The sequence below is a fragment of the Vreelandella sulfidaeris genome (assembly GCF_042429665.1).
Taxonomy (GTDB): Bacteria; Pseudomonadota; Gammaproteobacteria; order Pseudomonadales; family Halomonadaceae; genus Vreelandella.
On the sequence record NZ_JBHMAC010000010.1, the window covers coordinates 1,021,339 to 1,048,199 of the forward strand.

The 26,861-nt window shown below is 56.0% G+C and carries 25 protein-coding genes; 13 read left to right on the plus strand and 12 right to left on the minus strand.

Annotated features, from left to right (window positions below; all coding sequences use genetic code 11):
• The first annotated feature begins 18 nt into the window (after window positions 1–18).
• Window positions 19–954: an ABC transporter substrate-binding protein gene (locus ACFFLD_RS09585; RefSeq protein WP_386039519.1), complete on the plus strand. Its 936-nt coding sequence runs from the start codon at window positions 19–21 to the stop codon at window positions 952–954.
• 49 nt (window positions 955–1,003) lie between these two features.
• On the opposite strand, the gene ACFFLD_RS09590 is transcribed toward ACFFLD_RS09585, so the two are convergent.
• The 8 genes from ACFFLD_RS09590 to ACFFLD_RS09625 form a co-directional block, all read right to left on the minus strand.
• The gene (locus tag ACFFLD_RS09590; RefSeq protein WP_386039520.1) at window positions 1,004–1,819 is read right to left on the minus strand and encodes an alpha/beta hydrolase; all 816 of its coding nucleotides are present in this window, start codon (window positions 1,817–1,819) and stop codon (window positions 1,004–1,006) included.
• Window positions 1,820–1,845: 26 nt separating this feature from the next.
• On the minus strand, window positions 1,846–2,301 hold the full coding sequence (locus ACFFLD_RS09595; protein WP_386039522.1) for a thioesterase family protein: 456 nt from the start codon (window positions 2,299–2,301) through the stop codon (window positions 1,846–1,848).
• A complete protein-coding gene (locus ACFFLD_RS09600) occupies window positions 2,301–3,254 on the minus strand; it encodes an L-carnitine dehydrogenase (RefSeq protein ID WP_386039524.1) in 954 nt (317 codons plus the stop codon). The genes ACFFLD_RS09595 and ACFFLD_RS09600 overlap by 1 nt, the downstream gene beginning before the upstream one ends.
• The gene (locus ACFFLD_RS09605; protein ID WP_386039526.1) at window positions 3,251–4,171 is read right to left on the minus strand and encodes a 3-keto-5-aminohexanoate cleavage protein; all 921 of its coding nucleotides are present in this window, start codon (window positions 4,169–4,171) and stop codon (window positions 3,251–3,253) included. Before ACFFLD_RS09605 ends, ACFFLD_RS09600 begins: the two co-directional genes overlap by 4 nt.
• A 115-nt stretch (window positions 4,172–4,286) precedes the next feature.
• Entirely contained in the window at window positions 4,287–5,519 is a 1,233-nt protein-coding gene (locus ACFFLD_RS09610) for a lipocalin-like domain-containing protein (protein WP_446753355.1), read from the minus strand.
• On the minus strand, window positions 5,516–8,026 hold the full coding sequence (locus ACFFLD_RS09615) for an FtsX-like permease family protein (protein WP_386039528.1): 2,511 nt from the start codon (window positions 8,024–8,026) through the stop codon (window positions 5,516–5,518). Before ACFFLD_RS09615 ends, ACFFLD_RS09610 begins: the two co-directional genes overlap by 4 nt.
• Before the next feature lie 5 nt (window positions 8,027–8,031).
• Window positions 8,032–8,700 carry an ABC transporter ATP-binding protein gene (locus ACFFLD_RS09620; RefSeq protein ID WP_386039530.1) on the minus strand — a complete coding sequence of 223 codons (669 nt, stop codon included), beginning with the start codon at window positions 8,698–8,700 and terminating at the stop codon, window positions 8,032–8,034.
• A 45-nt stretch (window positions 8,701–8,745) separates the two neighbouring features.
• Complete coding sequence (locus ACFFLD_RS09625; RefSeq protein WP_386039532.1) at window positions 8,746–10,305, minus strand: sensor domain-containing diguanylate cyclase; 1,560 nt, start codon at window positions 10,303–10,305, stop codon at window positions 8,746–8,748.
• A 549-nt stretch (window positions 10,306–10,854) separates the two neighbouring features.
• On the opposite strand from ACFFLD_RS09625, the gene ACFFLD_RS09630 reads away from it, so the two are divergent.
• The 9 genes from ACFFLD_RS09630 (at window position 10,855) to uxuA (ending at window position 19,503) form a co-directional block, all read left to right on the plus strand.
• Window positions 10,855–11,613, plus strand: a complete 759-nt coding sequence (locus tag ACFFLD_RS09630) for a GntR family transcriptional regulator (RefSeq protein WP_386039534.1) — start codon at window positions 10,855–10,857, stop codon at window positions 11,611–11,613.
• Window positions 11,613–12,824: a D-mannonate dehydratase ManD gene (manD, locus tag ACFFLD_RS09635; RefSeq protein ID WP_386039536.1), complete on the plus strand. Its 1,212-nt coding sequence runs from the start codon at window positions 11,613–11,615 to the stop codon at window positions 12,822–12,824. The genes ACFFLD_RS09630 and manD overlap by 1 nt, the downstream gene beginning before the upstream one ends.
• A 15-nt stretch (window positions 12,825–12,839) precedes the next feature.
• Entirely contained in the window at window positions 12,840–13,862 is a 1,023-nt protein-coding gene (locus ACFFLD_RS09640; protein WP_386039538.1) for a Zn-dependent oxidoreductase, read from the plus strand.
• 61 nt (window positions 13,863–13,923) lie between these two features.
• Entirely contained in the window at window positions 13,924–14,892 is a 969-nt protein-coding gene (locus ACFFLD_RS09645; RefSeq protein WP_386039540.1) for a TRAP transporter substrate-binding protein, read from the plus strand.
• An 84-nt stretch (window positions 14,893–14,976) separates the two neighbouring features.
• Window positions 14,977–15,159 carry a hypothetical protein gene (locus ACFFLD_RS09650; protein ID WP_386039542.1) on the plus strand — a complete coding sequence of 61 codons (183 nt, stop codon included), beginning with the start codon at window positions 14,977–14,979 and terminating at the stop codon, window positions 15,157–15,159.
• A 9-nt stretch (window positions 15,160–15,168) separates the two neighbouring features.
• The gene (locus ACFFLD_RS09655; RefSeq protein WP_386039544.1) at window positions 15,169–15,555 is read left to right on the plus strand and encodes a TRAP transporter small permease; all 387 of its coding nucleotides are present in this window, start codon (window positions 15,169–15,171) and stop codon (window positions 15,553–15,555) included.
• Between the two features lie 2 nt (window positions 15,556–15,557).
• Window positions 15,558–16,841: a TRAP transporter large permease gene (locus tag ACFFLD_RS09660; protein WP_386039546.1), complete on the plus strand. Its 1,284-nt coding sequence runs from the start codon at window positions 15,558–15,560 to the stop codon at window positions 16,839–16,841.
• 2 nt (window positions 16,842–16,843) lie between these two features.
• Window positions 16,844–18,316, plus strand: coding sequence for a mannitol dehydrogenase family protein (locus tag ACFFLD_RS09665; protein WP_386039548.1), 1,473 nt, complete (start codon window positions 16,844–16,846; stop codon window positions 18,314–18,316).
• A gap of 8 nt (window positions 18,317–18,324) precedes the next feature.
• Window positions 18,325–19,503 (plus strand): mannonate dehydratase, encoded by a 1,179-nt coding sequence (uxuA, locus tag ACFFLD_RS09670; protein WP_386039550.1) that lies wholly within the window; start codon window positions 18,325–18,327, stop codon window positions 19,501–19,503.
• A 115-nt stretch (window positions 19,504–19,618) separates the two neighbouring features.
• Here uxuA and ACFFLD_RS09675 read toward each other — a convergent pair whose 3' ends face one another.
• The 4 genes from ACFFLD_RS09675 to ACFFLD_RS09690 are packed head-to-tail and all read right to left on the minus strand — an operon-like array spanning window position 19,619 to window position 23,335.
• A complete protein-coding gene (locus ACFFLD_RS09675; RefSeq protein ID WP_386039552.1) occupies window positions 19,619–20,308 on the minus strand; it encodes an HAD-IA family hydrolase in 690 nt (229 codons plus the stop codon).
• A complete protein-coding gene (locus ACFFLD_RS09680; RefSeq protein ID WP_386039553.1) occupies window positions 20,305–21,279 on the minus strand; it encodes a 2-hydroxyacid dehydrogenase in 975 nt (324 codons plus the stop codon). Before ACFFLD_RS09680 ends, ACFFLD_RS09675 begins: the two co-directional genes overlap by 4 nt.
• Before the next feature lie 38 nt (window positions 21,280–21,317).
• The gene (locus ACFFLD_RS09685; protein WP_386039555.1) at window positions 21,318–22,283 is read right to left on the minus strand and encodes a sugar kinase; all 966 of its coding nucleotides are present in this window, start codon (window positions 22,281–22,283) and stop codon (window positions 21,318–21,320) included.
• Window positions 22,284–22,315: 32 nt separating this feature from the next.
• Window positions 22,316–23,335 carry a LacI family DNA-binding transcriptional regulator gene (locus ACFFLD_RS09690; RefSeq protein ID WP_386039557.1) on the minus strand — a complete coding sequence of 340 codons (1,020 nt, stop codon included), beginning with the start codon at window positions 23,333–23,335 and terminating at the stop codon, window positions 22,316–22,318.
• Window positions 23,336–23,471: 136 nt separating this feature from the next.
• Between ACFFLD_RS09690 and ACFFLD_RS09695 the strand changes: the two genes are divergently transcribed.
• From ACFFLD_RS09695 to ACFFLD_RS09705, 3 genes are read left to right on the plus strand one after another with little or no spacing between them, the layout of a single operon-like run.
• Entirely contained in the window at window positions 23,472–24,989 is a 1,518-nt protein-coding gene (locus ACFFLD_RS09695; protein WP_386039559.1) for an amidase, read from the plus strand.
• A gap of 43 nt (window positions 24,990–25,032) precedes the next feature.
• On the plus strand, window positions 25,033–25,842 hold the full coding sequence (locus ACFFLD_RS09700) for a methyltransferase domain-containing protein (protein ID WP_386039561.1): 810 nt from the start codon (window positions 25,033–25,035) through the stop codon (window positions 25,840–25,842).
• Window positions 25,839–26,849, plus strand: a complete 1,011-nt coding sequence (locus tag ACFFLD_RS09705; protein ID WP_386039563.1) for a methyltransferase — start codon at window positions 25,839–25,841, stop codon at window positions 26,847–26,849. Before ACFFLD_RS09700 ends, ACFFLD_RS09705 begins: the two co-directional genes overlap by 4 nt.
• Window positions 26,850–26,861: the final 12 nt, after the last annotated feature.

Here is a 26,861-nt window from a genome sequence, read left to right on the forward strand (position 1 = left end):
AATAAGAGGTTTAGTCATATGACGATTTCCACCAAGTCGTTGTCGATAAAAGCGGGCTTTTTACTTTCTGCGTTTGCTGCAGCACCTGCCATGGCCGCGCTGGATGAACTGCGCTTTGGCGTGCCGCCATGGCCAGGGGTGACGGTAAAATCAGAAGTGGCTGCTCAGCTACTCGAGGCGATGGGTTATAAAACCCGCCAACAGGATTTAGCCGTGAGCGTCATCCTGGAAGGCCTGTCGCGTAACGACCTGGAAATCTACTTAGGGGGGTGGTACCCCGTACAGACCGATATGGTAGAGCCGTTGGTGGCTAGCGGGAAAATAGAAAAAGTGGCTTCCAATATCCGAGGGGCCAATTCCGGGCTAGTAGTTCCTCAGTATGTCTACGATGCGGGGGTGACCTCGGTTGCTGAGCTGGCCGAGCATTACGATCAGTTTGAAGGTGAAATCCAGGGGATTGAGGCCGGCACCGGGATTAATGAGGCGATTCTTAATGCCATTGATAACGACCTTGCGGGGCTAGGTGATTGGCAGCTTCGTGAAAGCTCGACCTCGGCCATGTTGGCCCAGGCTGAGCAAAAAATGGCTGATCAGGAGTGGGTGACTTTTGTCGGTTGGGAGCCTCACTGGATGAACGTGAGCTTCGATTTAGCCTACTTGGCGGATAGCGATGATGCGGGCGTGGCATCCATCGAAAGCACAGTCTGGACCATCACGCCTGCTAGCCTGAAGGATGATGCCCCCGAGGTTCACCGCTTTCTGTCACAGTACGTGATTGATATTGAAGATCAAAACGAGTGGGTGCACGAGTATAGCTACGAAGAGCGTCCGGCAGAGGAAGTCGCTCATGAGTGGATTGGGCAGCATCTGGATACTGTTGCCGAGTGGTTGGACGGTGTGAACACCCGGGATGGCGAACCAGCGATTGAGCAAGTGCGTGCACAGTTTGAGTAATTAATCCCTCTCTTAACGAACGACGAATCCGTTGACCAGCGCCTTATCTTCACAGGCGCTGTTTGAGGGCTAGGCAAAAATCCCGCCACGCGTCGCCCATCTCGGGTAGCTCTGCCTGGGCGTGAAGGGCTGCATGTACCATGTGCTCAGCGCAACGATAGCCAACTGAGGCCCTTTGTTTGCGCCACTCTGCCACCGTGGTTTCAATAGGGCGAGTTAAGGGGTCGCGGGCGACGGTCAGCACCTCAATGCTAGTCGCAGGCGGGCGACGATCCCGCTGGGTGGCAATGATCTCTGGACACTCTTGCCGCAGGCGCAGCACATCCTGTCGTGAAAGCAGCGGGGCGCTTTCTCCTAGGCACTCTGCTGAGAGCTCGCCAACCGGTGGATAGATCAACCCCAGTGGCGGCGAGTGTTCAAGCGAATGGGCCAAATCCATGACTAAGCGTCCCCCAGCGCTATCACCTACCAGCGCGATCGGTTGGATAGCCTCCATTACGTCGCGGCAGTCTGCCAGCATTAGCGGATAGCTAACCTCTGGCGCGAGTCGATAATTAACGCTGACGACCTCCTGCTCAAGGAGATTGGCAAGGCTTGCTGCGGGGCCATGATGGCTATCCGTAGAGCCAACGGTAAATCCTCCTCCATGTATAAAGAGTACACGACCAGGCGTGCGCTGCTGGGGAGTAAAGAGGCGGACGTTGACCCCCTTTATCCGACAATCGTTAATCTGCATGCCGACCGGGTCGGGGGGCGCGAACGAGCGGCAACGTTTGTCGTACGCGCGCCGAGCCTGAGGTAAAGGCAACGCCTCCATTATCGTCAGGCCAGCACTAAAGCGTTGGATAAAAGCGTCTATATGCATCGGCTGTTGTAGTGGCTGCTGTTTGTTTAACGTCGTATACCGATAGTGCGACCAGCCAGCGCTGGCCAAGCATCTTTCTTTACCTGGCCTAGTGAGGCGATGGCACTCGCCACCGGGGCCGGAAAAGGACTTGGTCGAACAGAGGCCAGCTTAATCCCCATTAGCATCTGTTCGCTGGTCGCCAGTAGATTACCTTGCTCATCACGCAGGGTGAAAAATACATGAAGCCGTTTTGTATCACTATCGAGCAGCGCAAGTTCCACCTTAAGCGGCTGCCCTTGATGCGCCTCTTGGCGATAGCAAAGATGGGTCTCCAGCGTGTAAATCGTATAGCCATAGTGTTCGCGGTGGGCTTTATCCAGCCCAATATGATCAATGAGCGATTCGCAGGCCTGAGAAAAAACATGGGCGTAAGCCGCATCATTCATGTGGCCGTTGTAATCGACCCACTCAGGGGCGACACGGGAAGTGTAAATGATCATTAAATCCGCCCCTCTAACCCTTCGGCTTCCGGCCAATATTTGTGAACGACTGCTAGTAGCTCGACGAGAAAGTCATCGCGACGTCGGTCAAGCGTCGCCACCGAACGCCCTGCAGCTTGGTACTCACAGCCTTCGACCACTTTATCGATCAATTCGTCGGTAAGTTCGGGAGCTTGCAGCTTGGTCCAAGGGAGTTTTAACGCGGGACCAAATTGTTCCAGCATATGACGCATGCCGGGCTCGCCACCAGCAAGGTGAAACGTAAGAAAAGTGCCCATCAACGACCAGCGTAGCCCGCAGCCGTAAACCACCGCGGCATCAATCTCTTCCGTGGTGGCGACACCATCATTAACGAGGTGCAGCGCTTCCCGCCATAGCGCTTCCATTAACCGGTCGGCGATATGGCCCTCAATTTCGCGGCGAACCACCAACGGTCGCATGGCGAGTGCTTGATACAGCGCTTGCGCGGTGGAAAGCTGCTCAGCGTGAGTCGCCTCACCGCCTACAAGCTCCACCAGCGGTAATAAATACACCGGGTTGAAGGGGTGGGCAACCATCACACGGCCAGGCGCGCGTTGGCACCGTTGCTGCAAATCGGTGGGCTTAAAGCCGGAGGTAGATGAGCCTATGATGACGTCCGGTGCGGCAGTAGCATCAATGGCCGCTAAGATCTCTTGCTTCAGTTCCAGGCGCTCAGGCACGTTCTCCTGAATAAGATCAGCGCCGGTCACCGCCTCTTCAATACTGGTAACAAAGGACAAGCGATCAATGCTGGCGTTGGGCGCCAATCCAAGCTGTGTCAACGAGGACCAGGCGCTGTCGACAAACGCACGGGTGCGCGCTGGCGCCTTGGGGTCTGGGTCGAAGGCGACGACATCCCAGCCATGGGCGAGGGCGCGAGCAATCCAGCCGTTGCCAATCACGCCGGTACCGATGACGGCTAAGCGGCTCATGACTTACCTCCTGCGGCGTGGCTCATCGTAGTGCCGGTGTTGGGGGCGCGTAGTGATAGATGGGCACGGGTTTGCGCTGGGGTCATTACTCGAGCGCCAAGATTCTCGATAATGGTTGAGGCTTTCTCGACCAGTTGACCATTCGTGGCCAGCACGCCTTTCTGCAAAAACAGGTTATCTTCCAAACCTACCCGAGCATGTCCGCCAAGCAGCACTGCTTGCGCGACCATAGGCATTTGATGGCGGCCAATGCCAAAGGCAGCCCAGTTGGCGTTATCGGGCAATTTATTACGCATGGCGAGCATGGTCTCGGTATCGGCTTCGGCACCCCAGGGGATGCCCAGGCAGAGCTGGTAAAGCGGGTCACCGTCGATGAGTCCTTCCTGCTGGAGCTGGCGGGCAAACCAGACGTGGCCGAGGTCAAAGCATTCAAGTTCTGGCTTAACACCCGCGGCTTGGACCAGGCGGGCGTGTTCGCGCAGCCAGTCGGCAGGGTTGACGTAGACCATGTCACCAAAATTAAGGCTGCCGCAATCCAGCGTACACAGCTCGGGAAGCAGTTCGCCGACCGGGGCATGGCGTTCGGCGGGTGTTTGAATATCGCTGCCGGGGCCGCCGCGGGTGGGGTCCTGTTCATCGGGTATCCAGTCGCCGCCACCGCCGGCGGTAATGTTCATGACGATATCCACCTCCGCCTCGCGAACACGTTCCATTACTTCACGGAAATGCTCGGTCGAGTGGCTGATGCCGCCTGTTTCGGGATCGCGTACATGAATATGGGCGATGCTGGCACCAGCACGGGCTGCTTCAATACAGGAAGCGGCGATGGCCTTGGGCGTAACAGGCACATGGGGGTTTTTAGCGGTGGTATCACCTGCGCCAGTGACAGCACAGGTAAGGATGACATTGCGATTCATGGCGTGCTCTCTAGTAACGATTTATTCGCCTACTAGTGTGTCGCGGTGAGCATAGAATAGTTGTCGTAATGCGTCAGTCGCTATACATAACGTGCAGTTGTCGCGTTTTCGTTCGTCAATAGCCTGTCATTTCCAAATATCCTTCCCCCAGCACTTCACCGTTTGAGTGATCATTAACCACCACCTCGCCCTCCCAGTAAGGCACGCTGGTGGTCATCCAGCGGTTGGCGTAGGGCGCTTCGACGCTGACATCCACATCGACTGACGGCACTTCCAGACGCCAGCGAGTGGGGATGTCGCGGCCCGCTACAGGAGTGGTGGTCAGCGGTGTCAGGGTGATGTCGCTGTTAGTTAAAGGGGTGGTGTCGCCTTGAGGCGTTATCCAGGTGCCGGAGCGATAGTCGGCGGCTGGCTCGTTGGATGCGGTACCGCTATCGCCGCCGCCCCGAAGCTGAAATACCATCAGCTTATGGCCATCATCAAGATGAATCGAGAGCCAGTCCCAGCCAGATTGGCGAGCATCGAGCAGTTGGCTACTCCACTCACGGTCCAGCCAGCCGCGACCGCTGACCGTTTTGGTTTCACCGTTAATCGTCACGTCGCCGTCAATCTGCCAAAAGGGTTGGCTGTAGTACATCGAGCCTTGACCATTGGCGGCCTTCTGACTAAAGCCTTGTTCGCCGTGCAGCACCAATGGCCCTTTGGCGGTGAGCGTTAATGAGTAACCAAACCGCGACTCGCCTTCGCCGCTGTAGGCGGTGAGCGCAAGATGGTTGAAATCAGTGCTAGCGGCTTCTTGGTTGGCTTTCAGTTGCCAGTCATCCAGCCAGGCGTGAAACGGGCTTGCGATAACCCCTGCTTGGCTGCCCTGAGAAGCGAGTAGCGGAGCCTGCGAGTGGCTGCGCCCGAAGCGCTCGGCTACTTTGTGCTGTTCACCTTGGGAGATCGCCATATGGGCCATCCACAGCTGATCCGCCGACCACGGTGTGGGGGCAGGGCGTTCGTTGGGTGGCATTAACGCCTGACGAAATAGCGTCCATTGCAGGCCGAGCGACTCTCCAGAGGCATCTTCAAGGTTGGCTGTTAAATACCACCATTCAATGCGGTAGTCCGGGTGAGCGGCATGTGCTTGTGGAAAGTCTTTTGGCAAGTTAAGTGATTGACGCGGACTGGCGTGTTGAAATCCGTCCGCGTCCTGACCCAAACCGGCAAAGCCAGCGTTAGGGGGCGATGCTTGATCGTCAGCGTTACAGCCATGGAGAGTCAGCAGCGCTATGACGAGTATAGCGATGGCCCGCAACACCGTGGATTGCAGAACCATGGTTGGTGAAAATAATTGCACGTTCATTGAGGGGCCTCTTCCGCCAGTAATGTACGCGGTGAGGCGCGCCAAAAACGCAGAGTGGGTAGCGCTGCTGCCAGCAGCGCTACACCAACGGCGGTGCTTAAGGTAATGGCCATTTCCGATGGAAACAGATAAAGCGGCAGTCGCCAGCCGAACGCGGCCACATTAATAATGGCGACGAGTCCCCAGGTTATCGCAATGCCCAGCGGCACCGCTAACAGGCCTGTCATGAGGGCTATACCACCTAATTGGGCAAGATTAAGTTGCGCAAGCCGGGCACGGGGAACCCCTAATGCCCACAGCGGAGCTAGCTGTTGACGTCGCCCCCGTGCCTGGGTTAACAGGCTGGCCACCAGCGCCAGTGCAGCGACTGCCAGGGTTAGTACATTAAGCGCACGAGTAATGGTAAAGGTGCGCTCAAAAATGTCAGTGGCGATACGTTTAATCTCGCGTTGATCTCTTAGTGCGTCGCCGCCCAGCTCAAAACGATTGGTGAGGGTGCCACGTAATGCCTCTACGTCGGCGTTATCGTGCAGCACTATGCCCATCGAGCCAGGCGGAGCATCGAAACGCGTGGCAAGCTGAGGCGACGCCATTAGCACCTGACCATTGGGATTGCCGTAGTCGGGATAAATAGCGGCGATGGTTAACGTTTCATTAGCGCCCGGTGCACGCAGGACCAGTCGGTCACCAGGAGCAAGACGCTCCGCTGTGGCTAGCTGTTCATTGATATACACTGCCCCACTGGCAAAAGCCGCCCAGGCAGCCTCGCGGGTGTTTTGAGATGCCAGCAAGGGCCAGTGCGGCGTTAACGATTCGCCTGGGGTAATCCCGTAAAGCTCGATAGCTGTGCCTATGGCACGGTTGCCTTCATTGGTAATGATCGACTGAAGCGTTGCCTCGCTGCGTCTGGTGAGCAGACGTTCAGCCACCTCGGGGCGATCAGCCAGCCAGGCGTCAATATCGTCATACTGCTCAGCGGGAGCGTTTAAATAGAGCGGGGCGACCAAGCGTTGATCAAGCCAGTCTAAAAATGTAAGTCGAAAGCCACCGACCATGCTGCCCACGCCAAGGTTGGTGGCAAGTGCTATCAATAGGGCCATCATGGCCAGCGATAACCTGGGTAACTGAAGCTGCATATCCGCCAACGCCCAGTGAACAAGCACCTGACGACGAGCCAAGTGAGTTAGTCCGTTAAGCACCAGAGCCAATAAGGGCGGCAGCCAAAGTGCGCTGGCCAACAGCAGCGAGGCAATCAATCCAAAGCCTGCCACTAATCCTTCTCCGGGGGGCTGGTAATATAGCCATCCGTATAAACATAGTGCAGCACTGAGGGCGATGGCCCCAGCCATACTCATAAGCGTTAGCTGGCGCCGGTAACCGCTGCGCCATGCCTGCATTTGCCCTAACTCCAGCAGGTTCAAGCGCGCCGCGCGCCATAATACGCCGCTGCCTGCCAGTAATAGCCCGCCCAGCGTGAAGGCTAGTCCACCGACCCAGTAATGCCAGGGTAGGTTAAGTTCCTGACCAATGCCGGCACCGTAAAGCGAGCCTAACGTTGCCGCGACATCCGGGAGAAGCCAGCGCGCCAGCCATACGCCTCTGGCAATACCGGCAAGTGCCCCGATAATGCCGAGCAGAAGTAACTCTACGCTTAACGCTATTACCAGGCTGCGACCTGATACTCCCAACACGCGCAACGTGCGCAACGTACCCAGGCGTTGCTCTAGTGCTAGCCCTAGCGCTGCCTGAACAATAAATAATCCCACCACCCATGCGAGCAGGCCCAGCGCGGTGAGGTTTAAATGAAAGCTTTCGGTTAGTTGGTTAGGCGAGGCTATCTGGCTGGCGCGCGTGAGCGTAAAACCGTCAGGAGCATTAGTCAGACTGCCGGGTGCGCTGACAAGCCTAGAGATGGTGTCGCCGCTTTCGAGTAACCGCGCCGCGGCGGCAATGTCCGTGATCAACGTATCAGGCGGTAGTGTGGGGGCTATGACAAGCGGAGGAAGTACTTTACCGTTCGCAAGCGCTGGCGTAGCCCCTGGGGCGCTGGCTCGTTCAAGGTTCAGGGCTGTCAGGGCATCAGGGGCTATGCGGGTTTGCCAAGGGGGCGTTAAAAACGCACTAAACGAGGCTGAGCTTCCTGATTGGGATAACGCATTACTGCTGGGCTGCGTCAGCGGGTCTATGCCGATAAGCGTAAGCCGGGTGCCATTCTTGGTAATGAGCTCGCCTTCTAATAGCGGAGAAACAAGCAAGCCTGCTTGGCGAAGGGTGACATAATCGGCGTGGGTTAGGGGCATGCCATCACGTCGCTCAAGCTGATCCAACTGGATTTCAAACAGGGCGTCGGCGCGGGCATAGCTGTCGCGAGCCGTCGCGTTGATAGCCTGGATGCCGCTCCATAACGCACTGGCTACCCACAGGCCGAGCAATAACATGACAAGCTGGCCTGGGTGACGCCGATAGTGGGCAAGCAGCGTCGTTAACACCATGAACATTGACGGCATTCGGGTCACCATGACGTAACGCTAGCCAACTGGCCGTGGCGTAAACGCAGACAGCGGTCCAGTGGAGCAGCAACCTGAGGGCTGTGGGTAACGACAAGTAAGGCACATTGGGTTTCACGTACCAAGCTCAATAACAGCGTCAGAACGGTATTCGCAGTGGCTTCATCTAAGTTACCCGTAGGTTCGTCAGCCAGTAGCAACGCGGGGCGAGGCGCTAAGGCGCGGCCAATGGCCAAGCGCTGCTGTTGCCCACCAGAGAGCTGTTCGGGGTAACGTTTTTCCAAACCGCTAAGGCCGAGCCGCTCAATTAAGTGGGCTGTCCACTCGGCATCCTCTTGTTGGGCCAGGCGTGCCTGCAAACGCAGGTTATCGATAAGCGTAAGGCTGGGAACTAAGTAGAATTGCTGAAAAACAAGTCCTATTTGTTCACGGCGCAGCTTGGCGCGCCTGGACTCAGCAAAGGTGGCTATATTTTCTCCGGCGAGAATAACCTTCCCTTGATCGGGCTGATCCAAGCCGGCGGCTAGGTGTAGGAGGGTGGATTTGCCGCTTCCGGATTCACCCATGAGTGCCAGGCTCTGTCCCGCTTCCAGATGCAGCGAAATATCGTTGAGTACCCTCAGCGGGCCTTGCGGCGTTGAATAGGTTTTATGTACTTGATGAAGTTGCAACATGGGCTGCCCTGATTACTGAGGGGGCGTTAGCAGTCAACACATAAGCTAGTCCTGAAAAGGCATATTGGTGATGCCGCGTTCACCATAAACCGCTATGCCGCCGCGCCCCGAGCGTTTGATGAAATACATGCATTTATCAGCTGCGTCGATCAGCTCATTGGCGCTGTTAAAACCGCCGTCATCTAAACAGGCGATACCGATAGAGACAGTCACGTGGATGGGATCCAGCTCAGCATAAGCCATAGGTGTTTTTTCTAACCGCTGGGCGACTCTGTTAGCAAATACCTGAGCTGCCATGGCGTTCTCTTCGGGCAGAATGATAACGAATTCTTCTCCGCCCCATCGACCAGCAAGGTCTCCTTCGCGGATTAACGACTGCAGCGTTTTGCCGAATTTTTTTAGCACCTGGTCACCTTTTGGGTGGCCATATTTGTCGTTCAGCTTTTTGAAGTGGTCCAGGTCGATAAATACCACCGACATGATACGAGCCTGCTCTTGGCAAATGACAAAGTGTTCTTGTAGCTGCTCTTCAAGCCAGTCTCGGTTCGCTAAGCCCGTGAGCGCATCGGTGCGTGAGCGCTCCTCCAGGTCTTCTTGGCGTTTACGTAACGAGGCTAGTTCAGCCTGTTGGGTATCAAGGCGTGCCGTCAATAGTAACGTTTGCCGAAACAGAATTTGTTGTGCCTCAGCAAGCAATGATTCGTTGTCTTGTACAGGCGGCGCAGCCATTCGCAGCATATCGGCTAACGCTGGCAGCTGTTCCTGAATATTTTCTAATAACTGGCGTAACGAGATTTTATGAGCGCCTTCTTGGGTTTCAAACTCTCGGATTACGGAAACCAGCGACTGTGCCGGGTGCGACGATAGCCAGGCATCCGCGATCGGGCCAGAGAGCTGAATACACAACATGTCCGGTGTGGAAATATTATAATCACCATGACTATCGCAAATACGTTGTGCGAGAGGTGTTGGTACTCCCCATTTTGCAGCCAGCCACGCGCCTACCTGGGAGTGGTCACAGCCAAATAGCTGTTGTTCTGACTCCGATAGCTGACGATGAGAAATAGGCGATTCCGCATATAGCGCTGCGCTTTCAGAAGGATAGGTTGCGCGCAGGGCTAAAATGCCTATGTCCTGGAGTAGGGCTGCCGTGAATACAGGTCCGGTCTTATCAGGGCAAAGATGAATGGCCAAGTGGCGTGCTGCTAGCGAAGCAATAATCGACCGCATCCAGACATGCTGGTAATGAGCATCAACGCCTTTGTTTTCTAGCAGGCTAAAGCTCATCACCGCTGCTAGCGTGGTATCTAACCCCAGTCTGGCAGTGGCTTCCTGGCAAGCTTTTACTTTTAGATGGGTTCTTGAGAAAAAGGCACTGTTTGCCAACGCGATGATCCGCATGGTTAAGGCGGGATCACGCTCAATGGCATTTGCATAGTCGTTAACCGAGGGCGAGTCGGTACGCGCTATATTCAAAATATTGATCGCGACTGAAGGAAGAGTAGGCAGGTTGGGGCACTGGAGTAAATCGGCTACCAAAAAAGGGGGTAACTCAGTCGATAAGACCAGGTCTTTAGAGTTATCTTGTACCTGGATGACCTGCATTCCTCTCTCCTTACTCATAGTGGCTAATTCCCAACAGCCGTCAGGCTTCCCTTGCGCTTGACGATCTATCAGCAATGACATCAATCAGTCGTTTGTATTAAGCCATCATAGCGCGCCAAGGCGTTAAAAGGGATATCAATCCTTGCTATGAATCACGCCACACGACATGACGGATACTCAATACCCTGAGTCGATGTCTTGTTTCTTACCTATAAACGTTATTTTTCAGCACGATAAAACTATTTAAAGCATCGCTGAGACATTAAATAGTGCGTACCTATGGGCTCAATAATAGCGCTTGCTTACCTTTTTGGCTGCTCACAAAAACCTCCTACGTGATGAGGCCTAGCTAAATTACCCTACTACGGGATCAACAGCATCTTTATAGACGTACTCTCCTGAAAGAAAACCAAAAAGTATGACAAATCGCGTGTTTAGGCGACCAAAGTATAACCGTTAAAGGGTTTCTCTGCTTGTCGATAACTACCATACTAGTTGTATCAGTTGTGGTGGCCGTTCGATACGGGCGCCTACCCGAATAGAGGTGTTATGACGACAACCTTAAAGATGCTATGGCAGGAAACCAGTGACAGCGACTCGGTTCGCCAGCGGTTATTTCAAGTGCTGAGGCAGTCGATTATTCAAATGGTGTTGGCGCCGGGGCAGGCGCTGTCAGAAAAAGAAATTGCTGAGACGTTTTCGGTCAGCCGCCAGCCGGTAAGAGAAGCCTTTATAAGGCTCTCTGAGGCAGGACTGGTGGAAGTTAAGCCGCAGCGTGGCACCTACGTGGTGAAAATATTTCAGCAGGCAGTGCTTGAGGCTCGCTTTGTACGTGAGGCAGTTGAAGTGGCGGTCGTCACTCTCGCCGCTGAAAAAGGGTTGGACCAAGCCACGATGACTGACTTGTATGACCTTTTGGAACGTCAGCGTCGCTGTATCGAACCTAATGATCACGATCGCTTTTATCGCCTTGATGAAGAGTTCCATCGCACGCTATCGCTTGGGGTCAATCAGCAGGCGGCCTGGAAAGTAATTGAGGAGGTTCGTGCCCAGCTTGATCGCGTGCGCTATCTCAGTGTTCCCGATAGCACCCCGCTGGCGCGCCTGGTTGACCAACACGCTAGCATTATCGCTGCCATTGAGGCGCGAAACGCCTCTCAAGCTGAGCAAGCAATGCGTCTACACCTTCGCGAGATACTGGTCTCCATGCCCGATCTGGTTCGTCGCTTCCCTACTCTGTTCGAAGGCCAGGAAGACCAATCATTCGCAGAACAAGATACCCCAGCGCTGATGCAGGAGACGGTTTAATGAAAATCGAACAGGCCTATACCATTGTGACCTCGCCGGGTCGTAATTTCGTGACGTTGAAAATCGTCACTGATCAGGGTGTGTATGGCATTGGTGATGCAACCTTGAATGGGCGTGAAATGGCGGTTGTGGCCTATCTTGAAGAGCATGTCATACCCGCGTTGATTGGTCGTGACCCCCAGCGTATCGAAGATATCTGGCACTATCTTTACCGGGGTGCCTATTGGCGCCGTGGGCCGGTCACCATGAGCGCGATTGCGGCTGTTGATATGGCGCTTTGGGATATCAAGGCCAAGCTTGCAGGCATGCCTTTGTATCAGCTACTGGGTGGCAAAAGCCGGGATCGGGTCATGGTGTATGGCCATGCGACAGGGCGTGATATTGACGCGTGTCTTGAAGAAGTGGCCCGCCATGTTGACGAAGGTTATAAAGCGGTACGCGTTCAAGCGGGCGTGCCGGGCATTGCCAGCATTTACGGGGTAGCCAAAAAGGATGGCGAACCCTACGAGCCGGCCGATGCCGACCTGCCCGCCGAGCACGTATGGAGCACGACCAAATACCTGAACCACGTGCCTAAACTGTTTGCCGCCGTGCGTGAACGCTTCGGTGACGACCTGCATATCCTGCACGATGTTCACCATCGCCTGACGCCTATCGAAGCTGCGCGTCTGGGCAAGGAAGTGGAGCCCTACCACCTGTTCTGGCTGGAAGACTGCGTACCGGCGGAAAACCAGGAGAGCTTTGGCCTCATCAGGCAACATACCACCACACCACTGGCCGTAGGCGAAGTGTTCAACAGCCTGTTTGACGCCAAGACACTGATCGAGAATCAGTGGATTGATTATATCCGGGCGACCCTCACCCACGCTGGCGGTATTACGCATGTACGTCGACTCGCTGATTTGGCAGGCCTTTATCACGTGCGCACCGGTTTCCATGGGCCAACGGATCTTTCACCGGTTTGTTTGGGGTCGGCTATTCATTTTGATACATGGGTGCCCAATTTCGGCATTCAGGAATACATGCCGCATACCAGCGCCACCAACGAGGTATTCCCCCACGATTACCGCTTTGAAGATGGCCATTTTATTGTAGGTGAAAGCCCAGGGCATGGCGTCGATATCGACGAAGAATTAGCCAAGCAATATCCCTATAAGCGTGCCAGCCTGCCGGTTAACCGGCTGGAAGATGGCACCTTGTGGCACTGGTAAAGGAGAACGATATCCATGAAAGCATTTCAGGTTAACGCCCCGCACGACTATCAGGTTGCCGATGTGGAGGCTCCCACCGCAGCTGCCGGAGAAGTGTTGGTACGCGTCGCGTTTGCCGGCATCTGCGGCTCGGATATGCATATTATCCATGGCGATAATGCCTTTGTGCGTTTTCCACGTATTACTGGTCACGAGTTTGCGGGGGTCGTTGAGGCAGTGGGCGAGAAAGCCCAGAGCGTTGCTGTCGGTGATCGCGTCTGTGTGGATCCCGTGATCAGCTGTGGCGAGTGTTATCCCTGCCGTATTGGACGTCCAAACGTATGTAGTTCACTTGAAGTCATTGGCGTGCATAGAAACGGTGGCTTTGAAGAGTTTGTCGCCGTTCCCGCGGCCAATGTTCATCGCCTGCCTGACCATATTGGGCTAGACGCCGCTGCTCTTGTAGAGCCCTATACCATTGCCGCCAACGTCCTCGACCGTATGCAGCCACACCCGGGAGATCGGCTGATGATCCTGGGTGCCGGCGTGATTGGCATGACCATCCTGCAGATGGCCCGCGCACTGGGCATCAACGATGTGATCGTTACGGACGTGATTAACGAGCGACTAGCGGTAGCGAAAGAGCTTGGCGCAACGCACGTCTTCAATAGTCATGAGCAAGATGTAGAAAAGGAAGTGCTTGCCTTGACCCAGGGGGAGGGCGTGCCACTGATCGCTGATGCGGCCTGCATACCAGCGCTTTTGCCGCAAATGCTGCGTTTAGCGTCGCCCGCGGGTCGTATCGGTCTGCTGGGTTTTAGCGTTCAGCCCAGTGATCTTGTCCAGTTAGAGGTGATCAAGAAAGAGCTGACCCTGGTGGGTTCGCGTCTTAATAATCGCAAATTTCCGGAGGTGTTCAAGCTCATGGCCAGTGGCCAGTTGGACCCCTTGGCCTTGGTCAGCCACCGGCTATCGCTAAGCGAGATGCCCAGTGCCATCGACATGCTTGATCACCGACCAGAAGAAGCCCGAAAGGTGCTGATTAACGTCGGCGCATGAGGGTAAACACGCCACCACGCGCAATTAACAACCTACAAAATCAGTGTGCAGGAGAGAGAAAATGATCAAACGACTTTTAACAAGTGCAGTGATCGGCGCCGCGATATTAGGCAGCCATTCACTAATGGCGGCAGATTACACCTTGCGCTTTGGCCACTTGGCCAATGAGCAAAATATTTGGCATCAGGCTGCGGAGAAATTTAAAGAAGAAGTCGAAGCCAACTCCGACGGGCAAATCGAAGTACGCCTCTATCCCAGTGAGCAGTTGGGTAATGAGATGGATGTGATCAACAGCATCCAACTGGGTACGGCGGATATGACGATCACGGGTGAAAGCCTGCAGAACTGGGCGCCCAAGGCGGCCATGATGGCGGTGCCATATGCGTTCCGCGACTCCGAGCATTTGCACGCGGCGGTCAGTGGCGAGATCGGTGCCGATATTGAAGCGCAGATCACCGAGCGTACCAATCTGGTCCCGTTGGCCTGGTTCGAGCGCGGTCCTCGCGAGTTGACCTCTAACCGTCCCATCCGTAACCCGGATGAGCTTGATGGCCTACGCCTTCGTGTCCCCAACGTGCCGCTTTTTGTAGACACATGGCAAGCACTGGGCGCACGTCCTACGCCGATGGCTTTTAGCGAAGTATTTACCGCACTTCAGCAAAATACCCTGGAAGGTCAGGAAAACCCGCTCAGCTTGATTGAAAGTGCCAGCTTCAATGAGGTGCAGGATTACGTCAACATGACCGGCCATGTACGTAGCTGGATTTATGTCGTGATAGGGCGCAATCAACTTGAAGCAATGCCTGAAGAGCTTCAGCAAGTGGTCCGTGATGCCGCCAAGACAATGCAGGCTTATGAGTCTGAACTATTTGTAGAAGACCAGGCTCGTCTAGTAGAGGCGCTTCAGGAACGTGGTATGGAGTTCGTGGAGGTTGATGTTGATGCGTTTGCTGAGAAGGCGCGTCCTGCCGTTATTGATGCGTTGACGCCTGAGCAGCGTGAACTCTTTGATGCTATCCAAGACCTGTAAAAGTGTTGGTAATGTGACGATGGGCTGGCATTGCGCCAGCCCATCTTCTATCTGCAAAAGCAGCTTGTCCTTGAGGATAGGTTTATGAACTCGGATCAAACAGCGCCCGAAAACAAAGCGTTAGAGAGTCTGGATTCAATGTCGGCGGTGCCTCGGCTACAAGGCCCCATTGGGCGCATGATTGGCTGGGTGGATACCTGTTTTCTTACCCTGGCGGTGTTGGCGTTAATTGCCATTGCGGTAACGGTATTGCTTCAGGTGTGTTAGCGACTATTCTTGCCGTTTTCCATTGCCTGGACCGAAGAACTCTCACGCTACTTGTTTATTTATATGGTGGCATTATCCGTCGGCGTGGTGTTGCGCCAGCATCGTAATATTAGCGTTGAGCTTTTTCATCACCAGTTGGGGCTGCGCATGAGAGCGGCGTTTCAGGTGTTAATTTGCCTGTTGATCGCTGTGTTTGCTTTTTTGGTGCTGCCTTACGCTTGGCAATATGCGCAAAACGGCACTTGGCAAACGTCGCCCACGCTACGTGTCCCTATGCTGTATATCTTCTTCTCAACCGTCATCACCTTTGCGCTGCTGCTTGTCTATAGCGTGTTGGGATGCGTTGAGGGGCTGATCGCAATGTGTCGGTCTTCAGCCTCCCTTCAGGAGTCGTAAGCATGGAAGTTATCATTCTGTTTAGTGTTTTCGTGATCCTGCTGTTGGTGGGCATGCCCATCGCGTTCGCGCTCGGTATTGCTTCAATGTCTTATCTGCTCATGGAGGGCATTTCGCTGACCATCGTGCCGCAGCGTATGTATGCGGGGATCGACACGTTTGTGCTGCTCTGCATACCGGGGTTTGTGCTGGCTGGCAACCTGATGAACGTGGGCAATATCACTGAGTATATCGTACGTTTTTCCAATGCTCTGCTCGGGCATATCCGTGGCGGACTTGGGTTGGCCAATGTGGCTGGGTCAATGATCTTTGGCGGTATTTCAGGTACCGCCGTGGCCGACTCAGCCAGTATCGGCTCGGTAATGATTCCCGGCATGGCACGCTCGGGCTACGACAAGCCGTTTGCCGCTGCGGTGACTGCTGCCTCATCGACGGTAGGGCCGATCATTCCCCCCAGCGTGCCGATGATCATCGCGGGCTCTCTAAGCGGTATTTCTGTCGGACGCATGTTCCTGGCAGGCGCGGTTCCCGGTTTGCTGATGGGGCTTGCCATGATGATCACGGTCTATGTCCTGGCCGTTCGTCGCGGCTACCCTAAAGAGAAACGTGTTCCTTTCCTGCAGTTACTGCGTGAAGCAAAAACGGCGTTTTGGGCGTTGTTGATGACCGTGATTATTCTCTACGGCATTATTGGTGGCTTCTTTACGCCCACCGAAGCCTCTATCGTCGCCTGCCTTTATGCCTTGGTAGTGGGCATGTATGTGTATAAGGGACTGACTTGGAAAAAGCTTCCGGCGATTTTGACTGACACGGTCTTGACCTCCTCGGCCCTGCTGCTGATGGTGGGCATGGCTAACCTGTTTGGCTGGATACTCACCAGCGAGCAGATCCCCCAGATGATCGCTACGCTGATTCTTTCCATCAGCGAGAATCCGCTCATCGTGTTGCTGATTCTCAACTTGATTCTGCTGTTTGTCGGCGCGTTCATGGAAACCATTGCCGCGCTGATCATTCTGTTCCCTGCATTAGTTGGGGTTGCCACTGGTGTAGGCGTCGATCCGGTCCATTTTGCCGTCATTGCCGTATTGAATTTGATGATTGGCTTGACCACGCCCCCGGTCGGGGTATGTCTGTTTGTGGTGGCAGGCATTGGTAAATTACCCATGCTGTCGGTCGCCAAAGCGATTGTTCCGTTCTTGCTCTGTAACCTGGCGGTATTGCTACTGGTGACTTACGTACCGGCCATCTCGCTGTGGCTGCCCAATTTGTTGATGGGGAGTAATTAGGTATGACTGTGCAACGTATCGAGGCAATGCCACAAAGCGGCAACATTGGCATCGTTCACTTGGGTTTGGGCGCCTTTCATCGAGCCCATCAAGCCGTCTATTTAGAGCGCTATCGTCAACGTAGTGGCGATGGTCAGTGGGGCGTGTGCAGCGCCAATCTTCGCTCTAGCGTCGATCTGGTGGATAGTCTGCAAAAGGCTGGTTACCGCTACCAGGTGGCGGAATATGCCGATAGTGAAACACTTACCCTGCGCGAAATAGGCGTGATTCAAGAAACCCTTTTTTCAGGTCGCGACGCTTCCGATAACTGGGGGCGGGATAGGGAGGCGCTGCTAGCTCGTCTGGCGGCGCCAAGTACGCGTATCGTGACCTTGACCGTGACCGAAAAAGGTTACTTTCTGAACCCAGCCTGCGGCGAACTACGACTCGACGACCCTATGATAGCCGGAGATGTCGCCTCACCCAGCGAGCCGCGCACCGCGCCGGGGCTACTGGTGGAGGCGTTAGCACGGCGCCATCAGGCTGGCATTGCCCCGTTTACCGTACTCTCTTGTGACAACATGCCGGATAACGGCAAGCGCACACGCCAAGCGGTAATACAGCTGGCAGAGCAGCGTGACATTGCGTTGGCTAGCTGGATTGCCGAGCACGTGGCGTTCCCCTGCAGCATGGTGGATCGCATTGTGCCTGCCATGACCGATGCCGACTTTGAGCGCCTGTCTGCCTTGGGCGCTGCTGACCCGAACGCGGTGATATCTGAAGCGTTCAGCCAGTGGGTGGTAGAAGATCATTTCCCCGCTGGACGTCCTGCTTGGGAAGCTGAAGGTGTTGAAATGGTGGCCGATGTGGCGCCGTTTGAAACCATGAAGCTACGCATGCTCAACGGTAGCCATTCACTGCTTGCCTACCTGGGGGCGTTAGCCGGTATCGAGACGGTATTTGACGGTATTAACCACCCGGAGCTTCGCGCCACGGTGCGTCGTTACATGCTTGAGGAGGCCGCGCCTTCCCTGGTGATGCCCGACACCATTGATTTAGCCGACTATGCCGATGCGCTGTTGGCACGCTTTGCCAACGACAGCTTACGGCATCGCCTGCAGCAAATCGCCATGGACGGTAGTCAGAAGTTACCTCAGCGCTGGTTGAGCGGCGCGCTTGAGCGTGCCCATGAAGGACAGGTATCACCCTGCACGGCGCTGGGCATGGCTGCCTGGATTCGCTATACCGCTGGTGAAGACCTGCAGGGCAATCAATACCCGGTGGATGACCCGCTGGCGGCCCGCTTTGCTGCCTTACATGCCACCCATGGCGAGGATAGCGCTACTCTGGTGATGGCCTTTTTAACCATGGACGATGTTGTACCCAGCACGCTGGCAGAGGATGAGGAATTTGCTCAGTCGGTGCTGACAGCATACCAGACACTCGTGCAAGACGGGTTGAGCGGCGCGTTAACGGTGCTAAACCACGCACAGTAGGGGGAGTTATGGAGCATACCTGGCGCTGGTTTGGCCCTAACGATGCCATCAAGCTTGAGGAAGTTCGCCAGACCGGAGCAACCGGTATCGTCACCGCGTTGCATGAGGTGCCCAATGATCAGGTCTGGTCGGTCGAGGCTATTCAAGCCCGCAAGGCCATGATTGAAGCGGCCGGGCTTAGCTGGTCGGTGGTGGAAAGCGTGCCGGTGCATGAGGCGATCAAGCAAGGCCTGCCCGAGCGTGACGACCTGATTGAGACCTACTGCCAGACGCTGCGCAATCTGGCGGCCTGCGGTGTCGATACCGTGTGCTACAACTTCATGCCGGTACTCGACTGGACGCGCACCGATCTTGCCTACGCGCTGCCGGACGGGGCGCTGGCGCTGCGCTTTGATCAAACCGCATTTGCCGCTTTCGATCTTTTTCTGCTCAAGCGGTCTCAGGCTGAACATGATTATACTCAGCCGCAAAAAGACGCAGCGCAGACCTATCTTGACGCGCTTGATCAGCCCGCCCGCGACACGCTGATCAATACGTTGATTGCAGGGCTCCCTGGCGCCGAAGAGCACTATACTCTTGAGCAGTTTCGCCGCGTGCTGGCAGAGTACGCCGAGATAGATGCGGCCAAGCTGCGCGAACATCTAGGCTACTTCCTGCGCGCAGTTATCCCGGTGGCGGAAGAAGTAGGGATTCGCATGGCCATTCACCCTGATGACCCGCCACGACCGCTGCTTGGGCTACCCCGCGTGGTCTCGACCCGCGAGGATGCGCAATGGGTGGTGGATTGTGTGCCAAGCCCTGCCAACGGCCTTACCTTTTGTACGGGGTCTTACGGTGTCCGTGAGGATAATGACCTGGTCGCCATGGCACGCCACTTTGCGCCACACATTCACTTTATTCACCTGCGCGCCACCCAGCGCGAAGCGGATGCTCTTTCGTTTCACGAGGCGCCGCACCTGGCGGGTAACGTGGATATGGTCGGTGTCATTCAAGCGCTAGTGGAGGAGGAGCGTCGGCGTGCAAAAGAGGGTGGCGCGCGCCTACCGCTGCGCCCCGACCACGGCCATCAACTGCTGGACGACCAGCAGCGCAAAACCGCTCCCGGCTACCCGCTTTACGGACGTATGCGCGGGCTTGCCGAACTGCGCGGGGTTGAGCTTGCCGTGCGCCAGTTAACCGGCGGCTGAATCACTACGAGTAGCGGCTACGTGCAGCTACGACATGGCCCCGCTGATTGAATCGTCAGCGGGGCTTTTTTATTGGCGGTGCTAGCTCTTTCTGTGCTAGCCCTGGAGCGTTAGATCAAGCGATGGCGTGGCTGCTCAGCCGGGCTATTACGCCCGGCAACTCACTGGCGTGCTGAATACCGATGGCTCCTTCAGGCGTGCTCTCGTCATCAGGGAAGTGGTTGAGGTGGATCACCCGCATGCCTGCTGCAAGCCCCGCTTCAACGCCCACCGCTGCGTCATCGATTACAATGCAGTCTTCTGATAAGTAGCCCATGGCGGCGGCGGCTTTACGGTACAGCTCGGGGTCCGGTTTCCAGACATTGAGCGTGTAGGCGCTGAAAAGCTTTCCGCCAAAATGGTGGCCAAGCTCGGTACTTTCGAGCGCGCAGCGGATCTTGCGCTCCGGGCCGTTGGAGACGACGGCTTTTGGATGGTTGGATAACTGTTCCAGCGCTTCGGGAATACCGGCAATAGGCTTAAGCTCAGCGCGCATGCGCGACTCCATGCGCGTTCGCATGCCTGTTTCAAGTTGCGTAAGCGCCTCCTGAGTCAATGGCTGAAAGCGGTCCTCCAACGTTTGCACAATGGTATGAAAACGTACGCCCCGAAACTCTTGCATGTACTGGTGTGCCGAGAAAGGTAGCCCGAACTCAGGGAGGATGCCTCCCATCACTTCCGCGAGGAGGATCTCGCTATCCACCAGGGTGCCATCGCAGTCAAATAGTAAACAGTCCGGTGCCGATGGGCGGGGCTCAGCTGTCATGTCCATGTTTCCTCGTTGACAAGGCTAATCGGCCGCTCGCCCTGAAGGGCTAAACGAACGTTATCCACCGCTCGCTGAGCCATTGCCTGGCGAGTTTCATGAGTGGCTGACCCAATATGAGGCAGGGCGACCACGTTGGGCATGGTCAGCAGGGGCGATGAGACTGACAGCGGTTCCTGTTTGAACACATCCAGTCCGGCGGCCTTGATAACGCCCTTTTCCAATGCGTCTATCAATGCGTTTTCATCAACCACCTTGCCGCGGGCAATATTGATCAGGATGGCGGATGTCTTCATCTGTGCGAGTTGCTCGGCGCCGATGAGCTTTTCGGTTTCCGCGGTGAGCGGCACGGTCAGGCATACAAAATCGGCTTCTGCCAGCAGCTCGTTGAGCTCACGGCGCTCTGCGCCAAGCTCTTTTTCAAGCTCAGGTTTGGGGGAAGCGTTGGAATAGAGCACCTTCATGCCAAAGCCTAGTGCGCCGCGTCTGGCCACGGCCTGGCCTATACGCCCAAAACCCACCATACCCAGTGTCTTGCCATTCACATCGCTGCCAAACATGTCAGGACCAAGGCTTGCTTGCCAATGGCCTGCTTTTACCCACTCGGCGAGTTCAACGACACGACGGGCCGTCGCCATCACCAGCGCAAAACCGGTGTCGGCGGTGGTTTCAGTGAGCACATCGGGCGTATTGCATAGCATAATGCCGCGTCTGGTTAGCTCATCGACAGGGATATTGTCGTAGCCCACCGAAATGGTCGCGATAACCTCAAGCTTGGGCGCGGCATCAAGTAGCTCGGTCGTGATAGGTAGGCCGGAACCGATAAGGGCATGCGCCTCGTCAAGGGCGGTTCGTACCTCGGGCTGGGTCAAGTCCAATGGTTTCGCGAGTTCAACTAGTTGAAAATGTTGTTCAAGCTCGGACCACTGGGCAGTACTCAACTGACCCATTACGATGACGTTCTTTTTCATGCAGCCTCCTGTTGGCGAGTGTTTCACTGGTTTTGTCGTTAGCGTTCAAATGCCTGTAGCATCTCACGGGTGGGCAACCCTTCCATGTCGCCCACCGCCTGCACGGCCTGGGCGCCGACTAGATTGCCGCGCTTAAGTGCCTGCTGGGGCGTGAGGCCATCCAGTAAAGCACTGATGACGCCGACCGCAAAGCCGTCACCTGCACCGACGGTATCCACCACGTTGGCAACCGGCTGGCCGGGTATTAAAAAGCTTTCCAGCGAGCCGCCAACGGTGCCGCGATAGAAGCTGCCTTCCGGCCCCAGCTTGATAACGACTGCCTTGGCGCCCTGCTCAAGGTAGACATCGGCAATCGCTTCGGGTGACTCGCAGCCGGTGAGAAGGTGCCCTTCGGAAAGCCCTGGCAATATCCAATCGGCATGGCTGGCAAGTTCGTTCAACGTATCACGCATGATGCCTTCGCTGGGCCAGAGCGAGGGGCGTAGATTGGGATCGAAAGAAACGCTGACGCCGTTGGCCCGCGCCTGTTGCATCAGATGGCGGGTCAACTGCAGCGCACTTTCTGAAAGTGCTGGAGTAATGCCAGTGGCATGCAGGTGGCTCAGCGACTTAAAATCAATGTCGGCGGCGTCATCGAGGCTCAAATGGCTAGCCGCGCTGCCGCGTCTGAAATACTCCACCTTGGGGTCGGCGCCACCTTCGGCGCGCTCCTTGAACATCATTCCGGTCGGGTGTTGGGAGTCGGTATAGATATAGCGATCATCGATACCTTCTGCCTTGAGCGTCTGGCGAATAAACTCACCAACGCTGTCATTGCCTACTCGGCTTAGCCAACCCACCTGAAAACCCAGCCGAGATAGACCAATGGCAACATTGTTGTCGGCCCCCGCCAAGCGGCGATGAAAATGCTCGATGGTTGCAAGTGGTCCCGGCGTATCCGCTACCAGCATGCCCATGGCTTCACCAAAGGTAAGGATCGTGGGGGGTGTGGTGTTATTCGCCATTGAATCGGTTCTCATAGTAAGTGGATCGATGGTTAATCAGCCGTGGTGCGTGTTTTGCCAGGAACGGTGCTTCCCCGGGCATGTAAACGGGGAGGGTGGCGAAAGGTGATCGCAGTGTCCGTGGGATGGATCAAGTGTTTGACAGCCGCGTGGCCAATGGCGTCGGTCGGCTGGGCCAAGGTGGTGATCCCTGGGCCTACCAGATCACACCAGGCCATTTCGTCGATGCCCATCAAACCCAGTGGGCCCATGGTCAGTCCCTGTGCCTGAAAGCTTTGCACCACGCTTAGCGTGGCGGTGCCGTTGGCACACAGCACGGCGCTTGGCGTCGATGAAACGGCGCTCGCCAAAGAGGTTAAGGCCGCCGATAGGGCGCGCTCATTCAGCTCAGTCAGCGTATGGGCGTTCAGCCCGCGCTGTGAAGCCTGATGTTGAAAACGTACCAGCCGCTCTTGACGGGCGCTGGCGCCCTCGGGGGGGTTACTGACATACAGCACCGTGCGGTAGCCCTGCCCAATGAGATGATTGAGCGCCATGTCAATCGCCAACGTGTTATCCAGCCCTATGACCGGCTCGCTCAGAGTATGAATGTCACGATCCAGCAGGACGACCGGGATGCCGGCGCGCTTGATGGCCGTTAGCTGAGACTCCGGTTGCCCCGCGGCGTTAATGATGATGCCCTCTACCTGGTATGCCGCCAACAGTTCCAAATGGTGCTGCTCTTGTTCAGGATCGTTATCGGTATTACAAACGATCAGTGAATAACCGTAGGCGCGGGCCGCTTGCTCGACGCCATGCACCACCGCTACTGAAAACGGATTGCGGATATCCGCGACCAGCATGCCCAATAAACGCGAGCCGCCCCCTTTTAGTCCGCGCGCCATCAGGTTTGGCCGGTAGCCAAGCGTGTGGGCGGCTTGTTCGATGCGCTCGCGCAGTTTGGGCGAGAGCCTGTCCCGCTCGGGCCCAAAAAAGCGCGATACACTGGTTTTGGAAGTGCCCGCGAGGGTGGCGACTTCAATTAAAGTGGCGCGAGGCGGTAGTGATGACATGAATAATAGTTCACATAAGCGAATTGGGAACGTTCCCATTTTGTTTAAAGGTAGATCTTTTGCGCTTTAAAGACAATATCGCCAAAAGTGGTAGGTGCTTTCTTATGGGAAACATATAGGTTGGGGAAAAACAGGAGTGGCCACTTTGGATATTGATGAGTATCAGCGCTATGACGCCACGGGCCTTGCCGAATTGGTGCGGCGGGGAGAGGTCAGCCGGGAGGAGCTGCTTGAGGCGGCTTTGAACGCTATCGAACAACGCAATCCTACCCTGCAGGCGGTGGTGCGCATGCGGGTTGAGCAGGCTCGGCGGGAGAGCCAGCAGGTGTCGGATAATGCGTTTTTTGCCGGCGTCCCCACGTTAAGCAAAGACCTGTTGATGGACATCTCGGGTGAGCCGCTAGCGTCAGGAAGCGCTGCGTTAGCCAAGTGGTGTGCAAAAGAGGATGCTCCGCTGATCACGCGCTCACGCCAGGCGGGGTTGGTGATTGTCGGCCAAACGGCCACGCCGGAACTGGGCTTGATGGGCATTACTGAGCCTAAAGCGTTTCCCCATCCTGTAAACCCTTGGTGTGCAGACTATTCACCGGGTGGCTCAAGCGGAGGTGCTGCCGTGGCGGTGGCCAGTGGAATGGTGCCACTGGCGCTGGCGGGTGATGGCGGCGGTTCAATCCGCATACCTGCCAGCTACTGCGGTCTGTTTGGCTTCAAGCCCTCGCGTGGGAGAGTCCCACTCGCCCCCAGCCACGGCGAAGTGTGGCAAGGCGCGGTCATTGAACACGCCATTACCCGTAGTGTGCGAGATAGCGCTGCGCTGTTAGAACAAGTTAACGGCATGGTGCCAGCCGGTCCTTACCCTGTCCCAGTGGAGACCGGCTATCTGGCGGCACTTGCCGCCCCCATCAAGCCAAGACGCATTGCATTATCCTATGGTGAACCGTTGGGACGTGGCCTGGGTACGCGGATCAGCTCAGAGGTCAAGGCGGCCGTTGAGAAGACGGCTACCTATCTAGCCGATATGGGGCACGAGGTAGAGTGGTGCGATCCCCCCGTTGACGGTGAAGCGTTAGCAAAAAGCTATCTGACCCTCTATCTGGGCCACCTGGCGGCCGATCTTGAGTGGATAAGCCGTGAGACGAAGACCCCTGTGCGCCGATTGTTAATTGAGCCTTCCACCCGGGCAATCGGGCGTCTCGGTGCAAAACTGTCAGCCAAAGAGTACGAAATGGCGAAACGCTACTGGTTTGTGGCCGCCGAGCAGATGAGCATCTTTCATCAACGCTACGATGCGCTGGTGATGCCCGTCGCGGCAGACACTGCTCCACGGCTGGGCGAGCTCTACCCCTCAGCGGCGCGGGAGAAGCTGATGGGGCTACTGGCGTTTCCAGGGTTACCAAATCTGGCCCTAAAAGCCGGTATGTTAAAACAAATGGCCATGGAGGCACTCAGCCGAACTCCCTTTACTCAGATTGCCAACTTGACCGGCCAGCCTGCAATGTCGGTGCCGCTGCATATTACCTCCAATGGATTGCCGGTTGGCGTTCAAGTAGTGGGCCGCTTTGGGGAGGATAAACAATTGATGCAGCTGGCGTATGCACTCGAACAGCATGAAAATTGGCAGAAGCACTTACCTCGGCAAGCGTTCCGCGATTGAGCAGGGTAAACTACCCGCTTTTATCTGATGCGATGCACGTGGCATGCCAACCATTTATGAATTAACCAGTGCAGGCGACCGCTATTTTGATGGCCTGGTCGATAAGTTTTCCCGTTCGCTTTATCAGGCGCCGCGCGGTGAACTGCGCCTTGCCATGCTGGATTATCTGCTGCCACAAATGCTGCGCCTGGATCACCAACCTGTGTTGGATGTCGGTGGGGGGCTTGGCCAGCAAGCGGCGTGGCTGGCCGAGCGTGGGCATCCCGTTACCATGGCGGAGCCTTCTTTGGACATGCTTGGCTATGCCCAGCAGTGGCATCGTGAAGCAAAAGGCCTGCCCCATGAGACGATCCGCTACGTGCACGCGCCGCTACAGGCACTAATTAATGAAGCCCCCGGTCCCTGGCCATTGATCACCTGCCATGCCGTGCTTGAGTGGTTGGGTGACCCGCGTGCCGCAGTGGCTATCTTGGCCAGCCTGCTGGCCCCCAGCGGTCAGCTTAGTTTGATGGTGTTCAATCGCGATGCACTGCGTTTTTCAAACGCGGTGAAAGGCAATCTTGAAAAGGCCTTGAGCGACCGCCTGGAGGGCAAGGGCAAGCGCCAGCGATTAACCCCGATTTCACCGGTTACTCACTCAGAAGTGGTCGCATGGGGCGGGGAAAATCAGCTTGAGGTGACTGAAGTAGCGGGGATCCGCGTGTTTCAGGACTATCTGCGCCATCCCCCTGCCAGTGAGAAAGAGGCTGAAACGCTGTTGGCGCTGGAGAAACAGTACTGCCGCCACGATCCTCACTGGCGGCTAGGCCGCTATCTGCTTTACACGTTCACAAAATCGGAGACCGCTACATGAGCGCTCAATTACCTGCCTGCCAACTGCTGGAGCGTCAGCGGAAGGACTACTCGACGCACTGGGTAATCACCCCGCCCGTTGATCCGTGGCTTGTTGAACAGACGGTAGGCGCGGTGAGTGGCGATCTAGGCGTTGTGAAGACGTGGGAAGCGCGTGGCAAGCCTGGCTATAGTCCATTTGCACTGCCAGTCGCGCCGGGTGAGCTTGTCTCCACGCCGATGGAGCGCGCGGTGCTGTTCTGGCCAAAGGCGCATCAGCTTGGTGTCTGGTGGCTAAAGTGGTTATGTCATGTACTCCCTGAAGGAGCGGTAATTGAGATCGTTGGTGAACACCAGGGGGGGATTAAGCGCGTGCCAGCATTTTTAGCTGAGCAGGGCATGAGCTGTGCCAAACTGGATAATGCCCGGAGATGCTCGCTATTCACCACGCGTACCGTCGCTGCCAGCAACCCTGAAAACGCATGGACAACGTTAGCGGCGGAAGGTCTTGAGCTGGTTAGCCACCCCGGCGTTTTTGGCCACGGTAAAGTGGATGAAGGCACGCAATTGCTACTGGAAAGCCTGGAAAGCACGTTGCCCTCAGCGCCTCAGCGAATACTTGATATGGGCTGTGGCGACGGCATTATCAGTGCCTGGCTTGCCAAACGGGGCCATCAGATAACGGCCGTGGATGTCAGTGACTTTGCGGTGGAGGCCACCAAACGCACGTTAACGGCCAATGGCCTGACAGGGCGAGTGCTACAGAGCGATGTATACAGCGCCCTTACAGGTGAGGCGTTTGATCTGATCATCAGCAACCCTCCGTTCCATCAGGAGCGTGATATCAGCTATGGTCCCAGTCAGCGATTGATAAGTGAAGCGCCTGAACACTTAAGGTCAGGCGGGCGCTTGGTGATGGTGGCCAATGGCTTTTTACCTTATCCAGACCACCTTCAGCGTGCTTTTCAGGACTTTCAAGTTCTATCAGATAACCGCCGTTTTAAGGTTTATGCTGCTAATAATAGATAACCCATAAACAGG